This window comes from Microcoleus sp. w2-18bC1 (assembly GCF_036700365.1).
GTDB lineage: Bacteria > Cyanobacteriota > Cyanobacteriia > Cyanobacteriales > Microcoleaceae > Microcoleus.
The window spans coordinates 32169-51988 of sequence record NZ_JAUBOS010000041.1 but is presented as its reverse complement, the minus strand read 5'-3'; the positions used below and the strand labels follow the sequence as shown (position 1 = coordinate 51988).

At 45.8% G+C, this 19820-nt stretch carries 19 protein-coding genes; 8 read left to right on the top strand and 11 right to left on the bottom strand.

Going from position 1 to position 19820, the window contains the following annotated elements; translation table 11 throughout:
• Positions 1-47 precede the first annotated feature (47 nt).
• Positions 48-815 carry an ATP-binding protein gene (locus QT979_RS19565; protein WP_333311439.1) on the bottom strand — a complete coding sequence of 256 codons (768 nt, stop codon included), beginning with the start codon at positions 813-815 and terminating at the stop codon, positions 48-50.
• 55 nt (positions 816-870) lie between these two features.
• On the opposite strand from QT979_RS19565, the gene QT979_RS19560 reads away from it, so the two are divergent.
• Together QT979_RS19560 and QT979_RS19555 are read left to right on the top strand one after the other, a co-directional pair.
• Positions 871-1452 (top strand): helix-turn-helix domain-containing protein, encoded by a 582-nt coding sequence (locus QT979_RS19560; protein WP_333311438.1) that lies wholly within the window; start codon positions 871-873, stop codon positions 1450-1452.
• A 76-nt stretch (positions 1453-1528) separates the two neighbouring features.
• Complete coding sequence (locus tag QT979_RS19555; protein ID WP_333311437.1) at positions 1529-1951, top strand: transposase; 423 nt, start codon at positions 1529-1531, stop codon at positions 1949-1951.
• A 71-nt stretch (positions 1952-2022) separates the two neighbouring features.
• On the opposite strand, the gene QT979_RS19550 is transcribed toward QT979_RS19555, so the two are convergent.
• A complete protein-coding gene (locus QT979_RS19550; protein ID WP_333311436.1) occupies positions 2023-2232 on the bottom strand; it encodes a hypothetical protein in 210 nt (69 codons plus the stop codon).
• A gap of 535 nt (positions 2233-2767) precedes the next feature.
• Here QT979_RS19550 and speD point away from each other — a divergent pair.
• Positions 2768-3190, top strand: a complete 423-nt coding sequence (speD, locus tag QT979_RS19545) for an adenosylmethionine decarboxylase (protein WP_190743421.1) — start codon at positions 2768-2770, stop codon at positions 3188-3190.
• Positions 3191-3274: 84 nt separating this feature from the next.
• On the opposite strand, the gene QT979_RS19540 is transcribed toward speD, so the two are convergent.
• Positions 3275-3871 (bottom strand): hypothetical protein, encoded by a 597-nt coding sequence (locus tag QT979_RS19540; protein WP_333216998.1) that lies wholly within the window; start codon positions 3869-3871, stop codon positions 3275-3277.
• A 145-nt stretch (positions 3872-4016) separates the two neighbouring features.
• Here QT979_RS19540 and queF point away from each other — a divergent pair, with 145 nt between their 5' ends.
• On the top strand, positions 4017-4436 hold the full coding sequence (queF, locus tag QT979_RS19535; protein ID WP_333217000.1) for a preQ(1) synthase: 420 nt from the start codon (positions 4017-4019) through the stop codon (positions 4434-4436).
• A 450-nt stretch (positions 4437-4886) separates the two neighbouring features.
• Here the strand turns inward: queF and QT979_RS19530 are convergent, their stop codons facing one another.
• The 5 genes from QT979_RS19530 to QT979_RS19510 form a co-directional block, all read right to left on the bottom strand.
• Positions 4887-6278, bottom strand: a complete 1392-nt coding sequence (locus QT979_RS19530; protein WP_333311435.1) for a cytochrome c biogenesis protein — start codon at positions 6276-6278, stop codon at positions 4887-4889.
• 183 nt (positions 6279-6461) lie between these two features.
• On the bottom strand, positions 6462-7193 hold the full coding sequence (locus QT979_RS19525) for a cytochrome c biogenesis protein CcdA (protein WP_445301797.1): 732 nt from the start codon (positions 7191-7193) through the stop codon (positions 6462-6464).
• Positions 7194-7401: 208 nt separating this feature from the next.
• A complete protein-coding gene (locus QT979_RS19520; protein ID WP_333311434.1) occupies positions 7402-7701 on the bottom strand; it encodes a hypothetical protein in 300 nt (99 codons plus the stop codon).
• Between the two features lie 52 nt (positions 7702-7753).
• Positions 7754-8458, bottom strand: a complete 705-nt coding sequence (locus tag QT979_RS19515) for a pentapeptide repeat-containing protein (protein WP_333311433.1) — start codon at positions 8456-8458, stop codon at positions 7754-7756.
• A gap of 455 nt (positions 8459-8913) precedes the next feature.
• Positions 8914-9060: a hypothetical protein gene (locus tag QT979_RS19510; protein ID WP_333311432.1), complete on the bottom strand. Its 147-nt coding sequence runs from the start codon at positions 9058-9060 to the stop codon at positions 8914-8916.
• Positions 9061-9235: 175 nt separating this feature from the next.
• Between QT979_RS19510 and QT979_RS19505 the strand changes: the two genes are divergently transcribed.
• Complete coding sequence (locus QT979_RS19505) at positions 9236-9946, top strand: tetratricopeptide repeat protein (RefSeq protein ID WP_333311431.1); 711 nt, start codon at positions 9236-9238, stop codon at positions 9944-9946.
• A gap of 152 nt (positions 9947-10098) precedes the next feature.
• On the opposite strand, the gene QT979_RS19500 is transcribed toward QT979_RS19505, so the two are convergent.
• On the bottom strand, positions 10099-11436 hold the full coding sequence (locus tag QT979_RS19500; RefSeq protein ID WP_333311430.1) for a peptidylprolyl isomerase: 1338 nt from the start codon (positions 11434-11436) through the stop codon (positions 10099-10101).
• A 120-nt stretch (positions 11437-11556) separates the two neighbouring features.
• On the opposite strand from QT979_RS19500, the gene QT979_RS19495 reads away from it, so the two are divergent.
• Positions 11557-12108 carry a peroxiredoxin gene (locus tag QT979_RS19495; RefSeq protein ID WP_333295631.1) on the top strand — a complete coding sequence of 184 codons (552 nt, stop codon included), beginning with the start codon at positions 11557-11559 and terminating at the stop codon, positions 12106-12108.
• A gap of 343 nt (positions 12109-12451) precedes the next feature.
• On the opposite strand, the gene QT979_RS19490 is transcribed toward QT979_RS19495, so the two are convergent.
• Positions 12452-12991: a phosphate-starvation-inducible PsiE family protein gene (locus QT979_RS19490; RefSeq protein WP_333311429.1), complete on the bottom strand. Its 540-nt coding sequence runs from the start codon at positions 12989-12991 to the stop codon at positions 12452-12454.
• 381 nt (positions 12992-13372) lie between these two features.
• Here QT979_RS19490 and QT979_RS19485 point away from each other — a divergent pair, with 381 nt between their 5' ends.
• A complete protein-coding gene (locus QT979_RS19485) occupies positions 13373-13975 on the top strand; it encodes a superoxide dismutase (protein ID WP_333036013.1) in 603 nt (200 codons plus the stop codon).
• A 427-nt stretch (positions 13976-14402) separates the two neighbouring features.
• On the opposite strand, the gene QT979_RS19480 is transcribed toward QT979_RS19485, so the two are convergent.
• Positions 14403-17138 (bottom strand): bifunctional acetate--CoA ligase family protein/GNAT family N-acetyltransferase, encoded by a 2736-nt coding sequence (locus tag QT979_RS19480; protein ID WP_333311428.1) that lies wholly within the window; start codon positions 17136-17138, stop codon positions 14403-14405.
• A 423-nt stretch (positions 17139-17561) separates the two neighbouring features.
• Here QT979_RS19480 and pflB point away from each other — a divergent pair, with 423 nt between their 5' ends.
• Positions 17562-19790: a formate C-acetyltransferase gene (pflB, locus tag QT979_RS19475; protein WP_445304795.1), complete on the top strand. Its 2229-nt coding sequence runs from the start codon at positions 17562-17564 to the stop codon at positions 19788-19790.
• Positions 19791-19820 lie beyond the last annotated feature (30 nt).

The window sequence follows — 19820 nt, the reverse complement described above, 5'->3', positions numbered from 1 at the left end:
GAATTTAACAGGCTTCTCAATTCACATATCATTTCCAGTTTTTTTTGTCAACTCCTAATACTGAACCGACGCCCTAGCATATAGCCATCCATATCTGGCATTCCGATGTCGCACAGGAGGATATCGAAGGGTGTGGTTGAGAGCAGTTGCAGTGCCTCGATCGCAGACCCAACGGCAGTCACTTTGGCTCCGGCTTGTTCCGCTACAAATGCCACAAACTCGCGTGAATCCTGTTCATCATCCACAACCAACACGCGCACAGAGGCCAGGTGAAGATCGTCCCATCGAGCTTCTGTTGTATCGGCAACTTCTTCAAGCAGATTCGCGGTATGCAAAAGAGGAAGTTCAACGGTGAAGCTGGCTCCCCGTCCTTCACCCCTACTCTCAACCCAAATTTTGCCGCCGTGCAATTCCACAATTTGACGTGCAATCGCCAGCCCCAATCCCAAACCCCCAAATTTACGAGTTATGGCTCCATCCTCTTGCCGAAAATGCTCAAACACATAAGGCAGAAACTCAGGATTGATGCCTTTTCCTGTATCGGTGACAAGAATCTGGGCATAAGTTCCAGTTTGGGTTAACCTAACGCTAATTTGCCCGCCTTGATGGGTGAATTTCACGGCATTGGATAAAAGATTCCAGATTACTTGCTGCAAACGCCCGGAATCGCCCATTACCATTCCGATGCCGGGTGAAAAGCTTGTTTGAATTTCCAGCGACTTGGCTTCGGCTGCTAGCCGAACGGTTTCCAAGGCGGCCGAGATCACCATATTCAAATCAACGGACATCCGATTCAAACTCAGTTTGCCGCTCATACCATTTTTCTAAAGATGTGATAGACTTGTGTAAAAAGTAAAGGAGAGAATTACAATGTCTGGTCGTCCTCATATAAAGATTACCGAATCAGTAGAAAATTTACGAGGAATCCTTAAACAGCAAAAAATAATCCTAGGTTATAACAAAGTTCAAATGCTTTATTTATTTCAGTCAAAACAAGTAGAAACTGTGCGGGAAGTATCGGCAGTTTTAGGTAAAAGTGAGGCAACAATTCATCGCTGGCTCTCTCAATATAAAAAGGGCGGTCTGGAAAATTTGTTAAAAAATCGGCAGGTTTTTGGCCGCCCAAAAAAGTTTTCAGTTGAAATAGCAGCGACCTTGCAACAAGAGTTGAGAGACCCCGAAGGATTTCAGAGTTATAAAGAAGTTCATCTTTGGCTCTGGTTGATTAAAGGAATAGCTAGCAGTTACCAGGCGGTATATTCTTTAGTTAGAGGGGAATTAAAAAGTAAATTAAAAATTCCCAGACCTCGCAGTATTTCTCAGAAAACTACGGCAATTAATGAATTTAAAAATAACTTGCATCAACAGATAAAAGCTTTACTACAGAAAGCTTTACCTCAAGTAAACAAATATAAAAAAGTCACTTATTGCAATACTCCGGACAGTTTTTGAGATCGAGGCTGAAACCCTCATTCTACCGTTAGCATTCGACCTCACTGAGAAGGCTGAAACCCTCATTCTGCCGTTAGTGATTGAAAACTGTCCGGACTATTGTTATTGGTGTAGTGATGAAACTCGTCTAGGGCTGCATACAATTTGTCGCCGCAAGCTGACGCTTTCAGGCGTAAAGCCCATGGGGAAGCATCAATGGAAATTTGAGTGTTTTTGGCTGTATGGGGCAGTATCCATCCCTAGTGGAAAAAGTTTTTTTTGGGAGTTTTCGCATTTAGACAAAGTTTGTTTTGAAGCATATTTACAACTTTTGTCAAGACAATATCCTCATGAATTACACATCATTCAAGTAGATAACGCACCCGCTCATAATTTAAGCTCATCTGAATTACCAGACAATATCATTTTACTATTTCAGCCTCCGGCTTGTCCTGAAGTAAATCCCACAGAAAGAGTGTGGGAATATCTGAAAGATTTTTTAGCGAAAGTCAGTGTTTAGTAATCTGGACGAACTCCGCACAAAAGTCAAGGAAATTTTGGCATCTTTCACCGCTCGCGTCATTGGTTTTCTCACCGGATGGTCTTGGATTTTACATTCTTTATCTCTATCACATCTTTAAAAAAATGGTATAAGATGATCCGAATCGCGGTTTTCAAGCTTTGCGACCAGGTTTCAACGGCACCAAGGGCGGAAAGCGACCAGTCGTGCGATCGCATCAGCATCGCCATCTCGCTATTGCCTGCAAAAATCTGTTCGACGAGTTGATACTGCTGGATCATGCGCTTGTCTCTCTATTGGGCCCGCACCAAGGGGGCAACGATACTATCTCGGCTGACCGGGCTGGTTTAGCTAGATGACGCCAGAAACCCAGCGGAGATCGCCTGTTGCTGCTCAACTTTTACAGCATAGGCTGCCAGAGCGAGCGCTGGAATCTGCCCGCCGGGCGATCGTCTAGGATCTGTCGAATTTTACGCATGAAAGCATAGCTGTCCATCTGTGGCATTTCGATCTCATATCAATTCCGCCACAGCCGGAACGATCGAGCTTTGGTTTTTTTAGCCCATGGAAACCAGAGATCGCTTTAATCAAAAACGGTGGTTTGAGAAGAAAAAGGCAGCACTGAAATAATACGAATTCCATTAGTGGGATCTGCCTGTGAGACAGTTTGACCCCACCATACAGCCAGCGCTTGGTGGTGGGTATTTCTCGTAATCTTCATTTTTCTTTGTGAAAGATACTTGCAAAATTTTTGGCATCGTGCTATGGTTAAAAGGTTTGAGACTTAAAAAATCAATAGAGGTAAAACCCCGCAGAATGAAACAATTGGGAACCCATCTGGTCGCTGATGCTTGGCAGTCTCCAGGAGACCTGCTCAACGATCCTGAACGTATCCGCCGCGCTATTCTCGATGCGATCGAAGCCGGAGGAGCTACTCTCATCGATTTGTGCGTACACCAGTTTAGTCCTCACGGAGTGACAGCTACTGCTACTTTGGCAGAGTCTCATATAGCAATCCATACTTGGCCTGAACACGGTTATTTTGCTGCAGACTTATTTTTCTGCGGAGCCGGCGACCCTCACCGAGCCATGAAGGTGCTACAGACAGCTTTGGAAGCTAAACAGGTAAAACTCACTGAGTTCACGCGCGGTTTCGAGCCAGGGGTGGGAATCGTAGGTTCTGCTTGTGAAGAGCAGTATGCCCCTCGTTCAGTAGAAACGATTGCCGCCAGAGGATGATGGCCAATTAGCGTAACTTTGAACATTTTATGCTAGGTTTTGTTTAAAATCCCACGGATCGAACCGTGGGATTCTTGTTGGAATTTACTTTTTCATTAATAAAGGGCGGACAACTAAATAACCTGCACCGAAAGCTGCAATCACAATCAGAAAAATCGCGATCGCCAACCACAATCCGCTTAAATCTGAGTTTTTTTTGAGTTGAGAGCGGACACGGTAAGGAGTTTCCGGCACTTCTGTAAATAATTTGTCGGGAAGTGGCTGCGGCATAGAGGTGGCTGTTGGCTCCGGTTCCGGTAGTGGGAAGGGGAAAGCCACTGTCTGAGGTGGTTGAGGTATGGCAGAGTTAGTCTGCGAGGTTACAGGTGGTGGGGGCGGAGGTTCAACGCTGAAATTAAATTTGACTGACGGCATTTGAGGCATCCCTGTCTGGGTGATGCTCTGAGCCGAGTTGACTACTTGCTGTAACTGTTGGGATACTTGAACTACTGTTTCTACTTCTCGCCGCAGTTGTTGATTTTGTTGGACTAATTGCTGATTGTGGGTTTTGAGAGAGTCTACCATCGCTTGGGCTGCTTGCAGCTCGGCCGTGACTTCTCGATAGAGGGAAATTGGTACCGATGGAGAGTAACTATTTGAGTTTTCAGGGGAAGTATTGTCAGATAAGGTAGTATTTTGCATAATTGTAGATGGCGAGGGTGAACTTGTTTTAGTTTAGCCTGAGAGTATTTGCAATTAGATCGATCGCAACACAATTCGTCAAGATATTTGTTACAGATATTGAACGTTAATTTAATTTAATGTTACAAGTTTTTAGTCGATCGCTATGAACACCTACGCACCGGAACAAACTATGTCGCAAAAGTCAAGCACCGAAGAAATGAAATACGGCGAACGCCAGATTTTGGAAGGCGAGTTAATTACTTTTCCGAATCCGCGAGTCGGGCGGCGCTACTCGATTAACATTACGTTGCCGGAGTTTACTTGCAAGTGCCCATTTTCTGGCTATCCCGATTTTGCGACAATTCACGTTACTTATGTGCCAGACGAGCGGGTGGTAGAGTTAAAAGCGCTGAAACTGTACGTTAACAGTTATCGCGATCGCTACATTTCTCACGAAGAATCGATCAATCAAATTTTAGACGATTTTGTGGCAGCTTGCGCGCCACTGGAAGCGACGATTAAGGGCGATTTTTCGCCGCGGGGGAACGTCCACACCGTGATTGAGGTGTCGCATCAGAAGTAGGGTAGTATTAAGCTGTTGTGGGAGTGAGATTTAATTGTGGGGTGGCATCGAAGCGCCCCCCACAATAGTTTTAAGAAATAGGATTGTTAATAAAATTAGTAACTAATGGTAGGGTGCGTCAGGACAGCCCTCTCAAGACAGTCAAAAAGTCGTTCAGACGCTTAAAATCTCGTAGTTTGTAGGGTGTACACTCCGCATCGGTCGAGTTGGTTGCCCACGGGAGAGTATCAGGTCACGGGCGTTTCAACGTTGGGATTGTGAAACCAAAACTCCGTATAGTAATTTTCATTACTTGAAATTTGAAAAATCAGAACGTGAAATAGTGGTTTTCTGCTTTTTCTCAGGTTCACATTAACCACCTAGACATATCTGGCAACGCCCACCCTACAAACTCAACTAATCTTTTTGATATTTATCGTTGGTGTAAGGTGCGCTAGGCGCACCCTACTTTTAGCTTTGACTTGCAACAGAAGTCGGGGCGATCGCACTTTTTTCCTCTGCTGTTTTCGATTCGGCCAACTTGTCCAAAATCTCCACAACTTCTCTTTCAAAAGTCACCTGAGCGCGATTAGTGCGCCCGCCGACGTAGAGTTTGCCGTTTTTTTCCAAAGCCCAAATCTGCGAGTGAGACAGATAGCTCATCAGCACACTGAGCATCAGCAACCCGAAGCCAGTATAAACGATAGGAATGCCCGGATCGGCTTTAATTTGCAATCCCGTACTGCCTACAACTTCGTCAATTGTCAGCATAACTCCGTTAACTTCTACCGCCGTGCCTGCGCGAACTGTAGTTAACAATTTGCCATCCGTACCGTACACTAACATCGTTCCTTGCAAGTCTTTTGCTAGCAGAGAAACTCCCGCACTCAAATCTGGTTTTGTCGGAATCCAAGCACCCCAAATTCGGCCTTTACCTTGGGTGTCTAACTGAGCCATTGGCAGTTGTAAAACCGGGCTTTTATTGAGGCGAACTCGCACGGCGGCTATTGCCCAATCTGCTTGATAAAATGTGACTCCCCGGTATCTGAGGGGCTCGTTAACGTGAATGGTTTTGCGATCGACCTCTTGGCCTGTTTTGTCCAAAACTGACAGATCAGAGTAAAATTGGTCGATCGCACCGCTCGGACTATAATCAATCCAGAACCGATTAACTCGCATCGACCAATCCTTCGGTATTTGCGGCCCCGCCCAAGGCCCCGCATCCAAGATATTCTGCACCTGAAATGTTTCGCCGCTGGCAACCATTTCTTGACCGAGAAATCCCGTCATTGCGCCCCATATCGACCCAGTTAAAATAATTAGCATACTGGCGTGAACAATAATCGGGCCGATTTTGCCAATTATTCCCTTGCGCGCATAAACTTTTTGGCCTTCTCGAAATATGCGGTAGTTTTTTTGCTGCAAAAGTGGTTCTAAGGAACTTAAAGCAACTGTTTCTAATTCCGCACTGAGAGCTAATTTTTCAAACTGCTTTGGTTCTTCATAAAATTTCCAGCGGCGGGCGGCTTTTAATGCGGGAAATTGTCGGGTAAATGTACAAGCTGTTAAGCTGCTGCCGAACAAAATTAAGATTGACAAAAACCACCAAGTGCGGTATACGTGGTCGAGTCCTGCAATTAGCACCACTTTCCAAGTTAGGAAGCCGAACAAAGCGGGGTGTTCTGGATAGTTAGATTGGTAAAACGGTACTGATTGGCCTTGTTCGATGACAGTGCCGGAAATGCTGAAAAATGCGATCGTCAGCAGCAAGATAATTGCCAGCCGCAAATCTGCTAGCACCGGCAAGATTTCTCGCTTGAAAAACTTTTGAGGGGCAGTCGCCCAGTTTGATTCTGATGTCATCGGTTATTGGTTATTTGTTATTGGTTACTGGTTATTAGTTATTAGTTACTGGTTATTTGTGAGTAACACATAATATCAGATTCCGCTTGAATCTCCCCATTCTTTCTTAGTCCGCGGAGGCTGACTTTGTTTGTGTAGTAGCGGTTTCAACCGCCGCTTCAAGCCGAATAATGTCGATTTTAATTAAGCCGGAAGTATCCGGGAAAGCAGAGAGAAAACGCCAAATCCCACTAGCAAAACGCCGCTAACAGGCGTAATCCAACTCGACCACCGACGTAATTCTAACAACTTTTTAATGCTGGCAGTAAAAGTACCTGCTATTATTAGCGGAGCGACGTAGCCAGCAGCGTAAAACAGCAGCAACACACCACCTAAAACTGTATCCCCCGTTTTGGAAACCCAAGCTAAGAGTGTAGCTAACACCGGCGTGCTGCAGGGAGACGCTACTAAACCAAAAGTTAAGCCCAATAAGTACGATCGCACCCCCGCCGGTAAATCTTTCGGAACCCACCCCACAGCGTCGAAAGACGGCAGTTGCAAGGGTAAAGCTTCGAGTAAATTCAGCCCCATTAGAATAGCAATAATGCTGACAATAATTGGCAAACCCAGGCCAATTTTCCCGTAAACTTGTCCGGCAAATGATGCTACAATACCTAAACCCGCAAGGGTGGTGGCTAATCCGAGGGAAAACCACGCAGACTGGGTAGCCGCTTGCAGGCGACTTTTTGCTTCGTATCCACCGATGTAGCCGATCGTGATCGGCAACATTGAAAGCATACAGGGCGTTAAGCTCGTTAGCAACCCTGCCAGAAAGATGACTCCGACGCTGACTAAACTGAGGTTTGTCAGTTGAGTATTTACTAAATTATTAGCAAATTGTGCGAGTTCGTAAAGTTGAGTTTGCAGGGTTTCCATCAGTCGATTTTAGATTTTAGATTTTAGATTTTAGATTGACTTCACAGCCCATCGATTTTAGATTTTAGATTTTAGATTATTAGATTTTAGATTGACTCCACAGCCCATCGATTTTAGATTTTAGATTGACTCTACAGATGAATCTGGGAGTTTAAACTAAATATCTAATATTTTTGCTCTTGACGACTCCTGTCGGGGGCTTGTATCCCTAGGCAGGTGACTTCAGGTTCGGGGCAGTTCTGGCTTTGTTGAAAATTGTAACAGATGCGTGCAGGTTCGGTTTGAGATTTAAGATTTTAGCGATATTTACTGGTTGGGAGTTAAAAGGTCGATCGCACCCTGGTTTAAATTGATATCTTGACAGCATCCTCAACAAGCTGTTGACAATGGGCGCAGCTTGGGAGTTAAAAGGTCGATCGCACCCTGGTTTAAATTGATATCTTGACAGCATCCTCAACAAGCTCTTGGCAACGGGCGCAGCTACACCAGATAATTCATTGACTGCCAAATCAGCCCGAAAGCCTGTTGTTGAAATTATTCAAGCAGACTTTAATTTTACTCTACTCTAAATTAAAGCCACTTTCTTCATTAATAGACCCGTCCGGCATTATTGCCCCTGCCAGCACCGCACCTCTAAGATTTGCTCCCGTTAAAATAGCGCCTTCTAAATTAGCATTGCTCAAATTTGTGACTTGTTTGGAACCTCGGAAAAAGAAGCTGTGCAAGTCAGCACCTGTTAAATTAGTGTCGGCTAAATTAGCATATTGCAAGTCAGCACCGTGCAGCGTCGCATCAGTTAAATTAGCTTCCGTGAGATTGCTTCCCCAAAGTCGAGAATCTAAGACATTAGCATCTTGTAAATTGGCGCGACTCAGATTTGCCAAAGTCAGATTAGCATCCCACAACTTCGTGCAGTTGAAATTAGCTTCGGTCAAATTGGCTCGACTGAGATCCGTGCCTAAAATATCAGCATTTGCTAAATTAGCGCCGGTGAGATCTGCGTCAGAAAGATCCGCATCTTTTAAGTTAGCACCGGACAAATTAGCGCCGCTCAAATTAGCGCCGCTCAAATTGGCTTTTTGGAGATTAGCGCCCCGCAAATCGACAGCGCTCAAATCGCATTGCTTCCACAGAAAGCTGACGCACCAATGATCTTTTAATAGGTGACTCAAATCCTCCGTATTCGCTGCCATCGCAGGAGGAGTTAAGGAGAGAGTGAACAGGACGATCGCCAACACTGCAGCGAAGAAAGTTTTCAACCTCATAACTCTTTTCATTGACACTAATTTGTGCCATAAATTATTGATGTCTAATCAAAGCATAGCAAATAATCGGCAACTTTCCTCAGCAAGATTACTCAAAAATATTAGTGTAGTGAAAGGTTAATCAGGGTTGGCGCAGGTACAAACTTAACTCAGCCAGTCTTAGACGGGAGCATCTCACTTTTGCAGTTAAGCTAGAAATTGGAGTTTTAAGGCAGGAGGCAGGAGGCAGGAGGCAGGAGGAAAAAGGAAGAAGGAAAGAGGAAGAAGGAAGGAGCCAGAAGAAGGAAGGAGCCAGAAGAAGTGTTTTTACAAATATGAGATGCTCCCGTCTTAGACGCACTTTGAGCTAGAAACCCGGTTGATTCACAGATGCCTCGCTGCCAAACTAATATTTTCCCTAAAAACCTCGTATAAGATAACCGCAAGTTCGATCGGGATTTGGCAGTGCAATATCGCTACAAAGTAATACTTGCTGCAGGCAGTTGCGATCGCTCTCCCAGGGGCATACCTGCCAATAATCCCGGTAGGAACTGCTCAATATGGGAAGAAAGAAACCGCCAAGCTCGCCTGAAAACCTTATATTTAAAAGGTTGTAGACGCATTTGTTCTGAATTGCGATCGTCATCACTAACTAAGCCCAACTTTCATCACACAAGTCAATGTCCCAGCATCACCAAATCTCATCAAACTTATCACGTTCCTGACACTACGGATATCACTGTCAGTAGCTGAAGTATGGAGGAAAATAAGAGCATACAGTTGAACAACACTTCTCCCATGCCTACTATCCCCCTTCTCCCAACCCAATTAGTTGTCACAACTATTTTCAATTCAATCGAATCTTTGGGATTCACTAATATTGCCGGCGTATTTTCGGGGGATCAAGCTGAATCCCGACAAGAGGAAAATTTAAAAGTTAGTACCAAAAAGTTTTACACTCAGGGTTTAAAAAATCTCAAACAACAAGATTTGCACGGCGCTATTAAAAATTTTACTGCCACAATTAACATTAATCCGCAATTTGCATCAGCTTACAACGATCGCGGTGTGGCCCGCTACAAATTAGGCTACAAGCAATTGGCGATCGAAGATTTAACTACAGCCATCGAACTCAATCCTTACCGAGCCAAGTATTACAGCAATCGTGGGTTTATGCTGACTCGTTTAAAAGATTATACTGCGGCGATCGCAGATTACAACTCGGCACTCCTGCTCAACCCTAATGTAGCTCAATCTTACTTTAACCGAGGTGCTATCCGCATGCAAATGGAGAATTCCCTGGCAGCACTAGCTGATTTTGAGTCAGCAATTCGCCTCGATAGCGATTTTGCTAAAGCTTACTTTAACCGAGGAGTGATTAGATATAAATTGAGAGAGGTTCATGGAGCATTTGAGGATTTTGAAAAGGCGGCAGCGCTTTTTAAGCAGCAGGGGAGAATGGATTCTTATCAAGATGCGGTTTCTAAAATTAGCCAGCTATGGTATTAGTTGAATTTGGGAATTATAAACTTGTAAGCTGGTGTAGCCGAAGTGTTGGGAATTTGGGAATTGGGAATGGGGAAGTTGTACGCTTGCGTAGCCGAAGTATTCGGAATTGGGTAAGGTGCGCGGCCCGGCGCACCCTACACCTATACTTAAAGTTAGCCAATACTCAAGGCGGCGTCTCTGGAAGGCAAGTTATCGGCAACGAAAGCAGTAGAAAAGTTAATTTCAAAAGCAGCATTTTGAACTGCTGCAGGAGTGGCATTTTGAACGACAGCCAAAGTAACTCCTCCAAATTGAATGAGTGTGTTGCTGCCTGATTGGGTGAATGAGGTGTTGGATAAAGGGCTGGTTAAGCCAATACGATCGCCATCTCCCGGCCTAAAATCAAGAATTATATCGCTCGCCCCATCCAACTCCAGATTTTCACCCGTAACCAGAACAAAAGTATCAGTACCGCCACCGCCGGTGAGAGTATCGCTGCCAATATCGCCAAGTAAAACATCGTTACCATCGCCGCCGATTAAAACATCGTTTCCTCTGCCCCCTCGCAAAAAGTCGTTACCAGCATCGCCATTGATAGTATCGTCGCCGAGATTTCCGTTGATAATATCGTTGCCAACACCGCCGCTAATCGAGTCGTTGCCTTTGCCGCCTCTGAGAAAGTCGTCGCCCACTTCGCCAGTGATGGTATCGTTACCTTGGCTGCCATTAATTGCATCATCAGTGGGTGAACCGAGGATGCGATCGTTTGCGCTACCTCCCACTACACCGCTGGGATTTTGCTGAGAGTCTTGGGAAGTTACTTGATAGTTGTTGGGGGTGTTTGACAGTCTGAGGGCTCGCAAAGATAGATTTACGAAATTGGTACTATTGATTAAAGCGTTGAGCGCATTAACATCGCTAACTATGCTAGAAACCCGACTGGGAACGATTCCTTGAATGACTTTTGCAGTCGAAATGCGATCGCCCTGCTGCACCGCATTCACCGTTTCAAAACCTCGAATAACGTTGCCAAAAACAGCATAACTACCGTCCAAAAATGGCAAATCATCCAAAGCAAAATAAAACTGCGAAGAAGCCGAATCCAAAGCATTAGAACGAGCCATTGCCACCGCCCCGCGAGTGTGCTGCAACTGCGGCGTCTGGGTTACAATTTGGTTGTAAACAGGTTGCGCGGCCCCTTGCGGCTTGATTTCCAAAGGAATAAAACGCGGCTGATTGGTATCCGGGTCAATAAAACTACCCGTTCCCAATTGACTGGCTGGAATTGTCCTATCTCTGCTGCGCGGATCACCTCCTTGCACCACAAAAGGCTCTGGCTGGCGCACAACTCGGTGAAACATCACCCCGTCGTAAATGCCGCGTTCAACTAAGTCAACAAAATTTCCTCCAGTAATCGGGGCATTAGTGCCGTCTACTTCGATCACAACGGGTTGACCGTTAATTACCTGGACTACTATAGCTTTGCCTGTTAACGGGAGTGCAGCGCTCATGGGTAAATTGCTATTTGAGTGAGTGATATTTGGGTTTTAGAAGCAATCCGCGAATTGCCCTTACCCATTTAATCAGAAAACTGTAAACTTGTCTTAAGTACAGTTCTACTTCTAAAATTTATGATGTCCCGTCGCAAGTTTTTTAGCACTTTATTGGCAATTTGTCTAGTTGTTCTAAGTTTCAATTTTGCCACACCTGCATTGGCTCTCGGTGGTAAGCTTCCGGCGGTGAATCAACCAGCACCGGATTTTAGTTTGCCGACAAACAGCGGCGACGGACAAGTGTCCCTGTCCGATTATCGTGGTAAGTGGCTGGTAGTCTATTTTTATCCGAAAGACTTTACTTCGGGATGTACGATCGAAGCGCGGAGATTTCAGGAAGACTTGCCAAAATACTTGGCAAAGAATACTCAAATTATCGGTATTAGCGCTGATGATGTCGATTCCCACGCGGAATTTTGCGATTCGGAAGGTTTGAAGTTTCCGCTGTTAGCTGATACGGATGGTAAAGTGAGTAAAGCTTACGGTTCTTGGATGAGTTTTATCTCGGCGCGACACAGTTTTATTATTGACCCTGAAGGTATTTTGCGCGAAACTTTTGTGAAGATTAATCCGGCGATTCATTCTAAAGAAGTGTTGGCTCGTTTGGCCCAATTGCAGGCTAACGGGTAATACGATTTTAGATTTTAGATTTTAGATTTGAATAATTGGGAATGACTGATGAAGCTTGTCTTTGTAGTTAAGACTACATTCCTCTGTATTTTCAGAGGAATGTAGTCTTAACTGCAAACGTTATCAGGTTGATTTCACCTCACATCTTGCACCATTCTCAATAATCCTTTTTTGGGTGGGCAGGAAAGCCCACCCTACAAGAAAATCTACTCTGTGTGGAACGGGCATCTTGCCCGTTCTTGACAAGGGTGCAACATTTCAGTTTTACGGGAAATCATGGCTGGTAACGTGACAAGCAATATCAGAGTAAATTTAAAATCTAAAATCGCCTGTCATGCCATATTCAATGAGAATTCAACTTGCTATTGGCTGCAACAGATGCGGAAGAAGATTCATTGTCTGAAAAATTTCTCTTTCTGCTAGCCATTCGGCGTTCCGGGTCAATTCCCTCGAAGGTTGGTGGCAACCAAACTCGGACTACCAACAACACTCCCAAAACCAGCAAAAATGCGCCTGTTGATAATATTTGAACCGAGGGAGTTTCCAGCACTCCCCGCACTATCACTTCCCGCAAAACTGATACAATACAAACTTCCACAGCTACGCCGATCGAAACTCTTTTTTCTTGCAAGTAAATAATTAGCAGCCGAAATAATTCCACTAAAACTAATAGAAATAAAATATCTGCCGTGACTTCCTGGAAATTCAAAGGAGGCAGCAGTGAGAAGAACATTTCTCGCAGTTCTAGCACCATGAAACAAAACAAACCAATACATAGGGAAATTACAATTAAGTCTTGGACTGTTTCCAGACCGGTGACGATTAATTGCAAATTCAACCATTGAGGGGGGTTACTGGACGAGTTGTTTAAACGGTTTTCCATTGACAGCTCCTGCAACTTGTTTGACTTTCTTACAGCTTAATTGAACATAGGTTAATCTTTGACAATTTACAGGTTTAATCTATTTATCAGTCTCATAAAATTTCGATCGGTTGACAATTTCACACACACTTTTATTTGCCTCCTGGGTGGCTTGACATTTAGTGAGAGTTTATGCTATCTGATGCCTGCAATAAGTAGCTTTGATATCTAAAAAATAGAAGTCTGAATGCTAAAATGCTGCAACTGCTATAAAATAGGAAAATTGTAAAGAATTATTTACCACAGCTTGATAAACTCAAGCTAGTGAGTCTCGGCTTTAATCATACAAAAGCCGGAAAGTCAACCGAAAAACCCAAAGTAATCCAGAGAGGATTGAACACCATGGCATTTGAACTTGCACCATTACCATTCGCCGCTGACGCCCTAGAACCAGCTCATATGTCGGCCAACACGTTTTCGTTCCACCACGACAAGCACCACGCTGCTTACGTGACCAATCTGAATAAACTGATTGAAGGGACTGAAATGGCCAGCAAATCCCTTGAAGAAATTGTCAAGGAATCTGCTAAAGACCCATCCAAAGCCGGCATTTTCAACAATGCAGGTCAAGTTTGGAACCACAACTTTTTCTGGAATTCTCTCAAACCGGGCGGCGGCGGCACTCCGACAGGAGCTTTAGCTGAAAAAATCAACGCTGACTTCGGTAGCTTCGACAAATTCAAAGAAGAATTCAAGACTGCTGCGACAACTCAGTTCGGTAGTGGCTGGGCTTGGCTGGTTGTGGACAACGGCACTTTGAAAGTCACCAAAACAGCTAACGCCGACACCCCACTAGCACACGGCCAAACTCCGTTGCTGACTTTGGATGTGTGGGAACACGCTTATTATTTGGATTTCCAAAACCGCCGTCCCGACTACATTACCAATTTCTTGGATAATTTGGCTAACTGGGATTTCGCTGCAGCAAATTTGGCTGCGGCTTAGTAGCATCTATCTGAGTTTGAGGACTAAAGTCCTCACTACAAACCTATAAAGTTTGTATAGCAATCCTAAATGATTATACTCGTTACCAGGCTCTGCCTGGTAACGCATATCCGGAGGCTCTGCCTCCATTGTCGCAGCCGAGGCAGAGCCTCTGGACATTGGTTCCCAGGCAGAGCTTGGGAACCAGTTAACCAGTTATTGAAACTGATTTAGGATTGCTATAGTGAGGACTAATATCAAATCCGTTAGCATCGGAATAGTAAATTCGAGTTGACTGTTGACGGTTGACTGTTGACTGTGAATCAAAAAACTGAAAATTGCTCTAATATTTGTTGGCAGCTCGATTCAACTCGCTTGGGACGATGAAACGCGGATTTGATATCATTCCAGCGCAGCCGGAATTGATATTATTTAACCAAACTTGCTATTAGCACACAAAAACAGCTTTCAACATTCCTTCGCCTCGGTCTGGTTGGAGTTCAAATCCTAGTTTTTTACAGAGGCTCTGCATCTTGTAGTTGCTATTGAGAATGTAGCCAACGATCGCCTCTAATTTCTCTTCCTGACCAATTTGGAGCAGCCGCCTCAATAATTCTGTTCCCAAACCGCGCTGCTGATAGCTATCGCTAACGATGAGGGCAAATTCGGCTTGGTTTGTACCGTGGAGTTTGCTCAGACGCGCTATTCCCAAAACCCGGTGTTCTGAGGTTTCTGGGTCTTGACGATCGGCTACTAACACCATTTCCCGATCGTAGTCAATAAAACAAATCCGGGTCAAACGTTCGTGAGCGATGCGGTGCTTTAACTTTACCATGTGAGCGTAGCGCAAATACACGCTCTCTTCCGAAAGTTCTTGGTGGAAGAGCACCATCAGCGGCTCATCTTCTGGACGAATCGGACGGATGGTGATGGGACGATCGCCCTCCGTTGACCAGGTTTGAACGTATTGCGTAGGATAGGGGCGAATCGCGGGTGAAATGGGGTTTTCCGTTGTCTGGAGAACAACACGGGCATCAAGAGCGATCGCACCTTCAGGAGAAACCAGCAGCGGATTAATATCAATCTCGGCAATTTGAGGTTGCTCTACAATCAGTTGACTGAAACGAACTAATAACTGTTCGAGTTGTACCAAGTCAATTGCCGATCGCCCGCGCACTCCTTGCAAAGCTTTATAGATGCGCGTTTGCTCCATCATCCGCCGCGCTAGGGTGGTATTTAAAGGCGGAAGTGCGAGCGATCGATCCTGAAAGACTTCCACTAATTGTCCGCCGGAACCAAACAGCATCACTGGCCCAAATTGTGGATCAATACTGCTACCCAAAATTAGTTCATAGCCTTCCAAATGCACCATCGGCTGCACTGTCACGCCGAGAAACGCTGCCGGATCGATCGCCCGTACTCGATCGGATATCCCCTCAAAAGCACTAATTACAGCCTTAGCATCGCTTAAATTTAGTTGGACGCCCCCCACCTCAGTTTTGTGAGTAATCGTCTCAGAATGGAGTTTTAGCACTACAGGATAACCGAGGCGATCGGCAATTTCCACAGCTTCGGCCGCACTCGCTGCAATTTCTGTCGCTACGGTGGGAATGCCGTAAGCTGCCAGCAACTGTTTTGATTCGTACTCGGTTAATAAAGTGCGATTATTTTGGCGGGCGGCAGTCAAAATCTTGGCAGCAGTCGCACACCCGGAAGTCTCGATTTCGCAATCAGCGGGGAGAGATGGCGTTTCGTAGATAGCGCGCAGGTTGTAGCTGTACCGCCACATATAGTTGAATAACCTGACGGCGGTATCGGGATAAGGGAAAGTCGGAATATTTGCCTGATTGAGAATTTGCGTTCCCGCTGACACTTCCACGCCACCCATCCAGCTTGCTAATAAGGGCTTTCCGAGTTTGCTGTAAGACTTGAGTTTTTCTGCGGTTTGGGTGGGATTTGTCATCGCTTGTGGCGTCAGGATGACCAGCAATCCGTCACTATTGGGATCGGGAGCGACAACTTCTAGAGTTTTGGCGTAAAGATCGCTACTAGCATCGCCCAAAATATCGATCGGGTTGTGATGACTCCACTGAGGTGGCAAAAACTCATCAAGCTGCTGCAGCGTCTCCGGTGCCAAATCTGCCAGCGCACCGCCGTCGCTAATTAAGGCATCAGTGGCGATCGCCCCCGGGCCTCCGGCATTGGTGACGATCGATAGGCGGTTGCCTTGCGGTCGCGGTTGCTTGGCCAGAATTTCTGCCATGTCGAACAAATCGGAAATCGTATGTACCCGCAACGCGCCACAGCGGCGGAAAGCAGCGTTAAGCACGTCATCGCTGCCGGTCAAAGCTCCCGTATGGGAAGCGGCGGCTTGGGCGGCGGCGGCGGTACGTCCTACCTTGAGAATGATGATCGGTTTGTCGATCGCCACTGGGCGGGCGGCGGACAGAAACGAACGAGCATCACCCATAGATTCCATGTACAAAACGATACTGTGAGTATGGGGATCGTCTCCGAAATACTCGATCAGATCGCCCCAACCGACATCGAGCATAGAGCCGATCGATACAAAGGCGCTAAAACCGACATTTTCCCCCAAACTCCAGTCGAGAATCGAAGTACAGAGGGCGCCGCTTTGACTGATGAAGGCGACATTACCCGGACGGGCGATCGTACCTGCAAAAGTAGCATTCAGCCCAACCACAGGATTCATCACACCGAGGCAATTTGGGCCGATAATCCGCATTCCGCCCCGACGCGCCTCGGCCATAACTTGCTGTTCTAAAGCCTCCCCAGCCGCGCCAATTTCTTTAAAGCCAGCAGAAACAATAATTGCCCCTTTCACCCCAGCAGCGATACATTCGCGGATCACTTGTGGCACCCCAGCAGCAGGCGTAGCAATCACCGCCAGATCCACTACTTCCGGGACGCTAGCAATGTCAGGATAAGACTTGAGCCCCAACACGCTGTGGCGCTGGGGATTCACCGGAAAAACTGTTCCGCCAAACGGATTCCGAATCAAGTTCCACAGGAGAGTACGTCCGACGCTTCCTTCTCTCTCTGTTGCGCCGATTACAGCCACGGAGCGAGGCCGAAAAATCCGATCGAGCGGATGACGCTGTTCTTTCCAAATATCGTGAGCCGGATCGCTCGCAGTGCTTTGATTTCTTGAATTTATCTGCATAATACCCTTGTTCAATTAATCAGCAATTAATATTGCTCTGCTTTCGATAACAATTCTCTAATCCAATCTGAACTATTTTTCTGCTATTCTTCTGCTATTTTTCTGCTTTTTCTTCCTCTTCTTCTGGTCTTCGCAGTTCGCGACCCAAACTCTCATTGCGCGTTCCCGACCGACCCGCACTTAAACAACATTTCCGTTGTCTAACTATTAGTTCGGAATCCAATTTTGTCAGAGCTTGCTCACAAATCCCAGAGGTTGTTCTGCCTACTATCTATCTTAATTCTTCCCACGGAATTAGCAAGTCAATTTTTGTAACAAATAGCGAACTGGGTATTTAAAATATTGAAATTAAATATATACTAGATGTAGTGGTCGAAGAAGAAAAGATCGATCGCTAACAAAAATTTGAGGTGAATGCAAGCTATGTTTGCAGAATGGCACGGCTTTACTGAAGGCAACTGGAAAAAGGAAGTCAACGTCAGAGACTTCATTCAAAAAAACTACACCCCCTATGAAGGGAATGCAGAATTTCTCACAGTAGCAACCGAAAAAACCCAGCAGCTTTGGCAAAAAGTTCTGGAATTAATGAAGCAAGAGCGCGAAAAAGGTGTATTGGATGTTGATACAAAAGTTCCCACATCTATCACGGCTCATGCAGCAGGATACATCGATCGCGACTTAGAACAAATAGTAGGTTTGCAAACAGATCGACCTTTGAAACGCGCGATTATGCCCTTTGGCGGAATTCGCGTGGTCAAGGCAGGTTTAGAAGCTTACGGCTATCAGCTCGATGGGCAAACGGAAGAAATATTTACGAAATATCGCAAAACTCATAACGATGGTGTATTCGATGTCTACACGCGCTCGATGCGTCTGGCGAGACGTTCTGGTATCATCACAGGTTTGCCAGATGCCTACGGACGAGGGCGGATTATCGGTGACTATCGGCGCGTTGCTTTGTACGGTGTCGATCGCCTAATTGATGATAAAAAAACACAGCAAGAATCACTCGAACTAGACGCGATGGACGAGGCGACAATTCGTTTGCGCGAAGAGTTATCCGAGCAAATTCGGGCATTGTTTGAGTTAAAAGAAATGGCGGCTAGCTACGGCTTTGATATTGGCCGTCCGGCAGCAAATGCACGAGAAGCTGTCCAGTGGGTGTATTTTGGCTACTTGGGAGCAGTGAAAGAACAAAACGGGGCAGCGATGTCTCTCGGTCGCGTATCGACGTTTTTAGACATTTATTTCGAGCGCGATTTGCAAAGTGGCGCGAGTTCCGAAGTGGAATTGCAAGAACTGATCGACCATTTTGTAATGAAACTCCGCATGGTGCGGTTTTTGCGAACTCCCGACTATAACGCTCTGTTTTCTGGCGATCCAACTTGGGTAACAGAGGCGATCGGCGGTATCAGCGATGACGGTAGAACATTGGTAACTCGTAACAGTTTCCGATTCTTACACACCCTGTCAAACCTCGGTACTGCACCCGAACCAAATCTCACAGTTTTGTGGTCGGAAAACTTGCCGGACAACTTCAAACAATTCTGTGCGAAGGTATCCAGCGAGACGAGTTCGATTCAGTACGAAAACGACGACTTGATGCGTCCTCAATACGGCGATGATTACGCGATCGCCTGTTGTGTTTCTGCCATGCGAATTGGCAAGCAAATGCAGTTTTTCGGCGCGCGAGTTAACTTGGCTAAGACTTTGCTCTATGCGATTAACGGCGGTAAAGATGAGAAGTCCGGCGACCAAATCGCGCCGCAGTTCCCACCGATTACTACCGAATATCTCGATTATGACGAGGTAAGAGCGCGGTTCCACGACATGATGGCGTGGTTGGCAAAAACGTATATCAATACGTTGAATGTCATTCACTATATGCACGACAAATACTGCTACGAACGCCTAGAAATGGCATTGCACGATCGCGATGTTTACCGGACAATGGCCTGCGGAATTGCCGGACTGTCTGTGGTAGCGGACTCGCTCTCGGCGATTAAACACGCTAAAGTTAAAGTGCTTCGCAACGAGCAAGGTTTGGCAGTGGATTACTCGATCGAAGGAGAATATCCCAAATACGGCAATAATGACGATCGCGTAGACAGTGTGGCGATCGAACTTGTGCAAAGCTTCATGAACGAAATTCGCCAGCACAAAACCTACCGTGGCGCTGTAGCGACTCAATCGGTACTCACGATTACTTCTAACGTAGTGTACGGCAAAAAAACTGGTAGCACTCCCGACGGACGTAAAGCAGGCGAACCCTTTGCTCCCGGTGCTAACCCGATGCACGGCCGAGATTCCTGTGGGGCGATCGCATCCTTATCTTCTGTAGCAAAACTGCCTTACAGTGATTGTCAAGATGGCATATCGAATACTTTTTCGATTGTACCGCAGGCCTTGGGCAGAATGGAGAGCGATCGGACTAATAACCTAGTTGGTCTTCTAGACGGTTACTTCCACGATGGCGGCCATCACATCAATGTTAACGCGCTCGATCGGCAAACATTACTAGATGCGATGGAACATCCAGAAAACTATCCCCAGCTAACAATTCGCGTCTCCGGTTATGCGGTTAATTTCATCAAACTTACCCGCGAACAGCAATTAGATGTGATTAAACGCACCTTCCACGAACGAGTCTAAATCCCAGCAGTGATTGGACTTATTGCATGA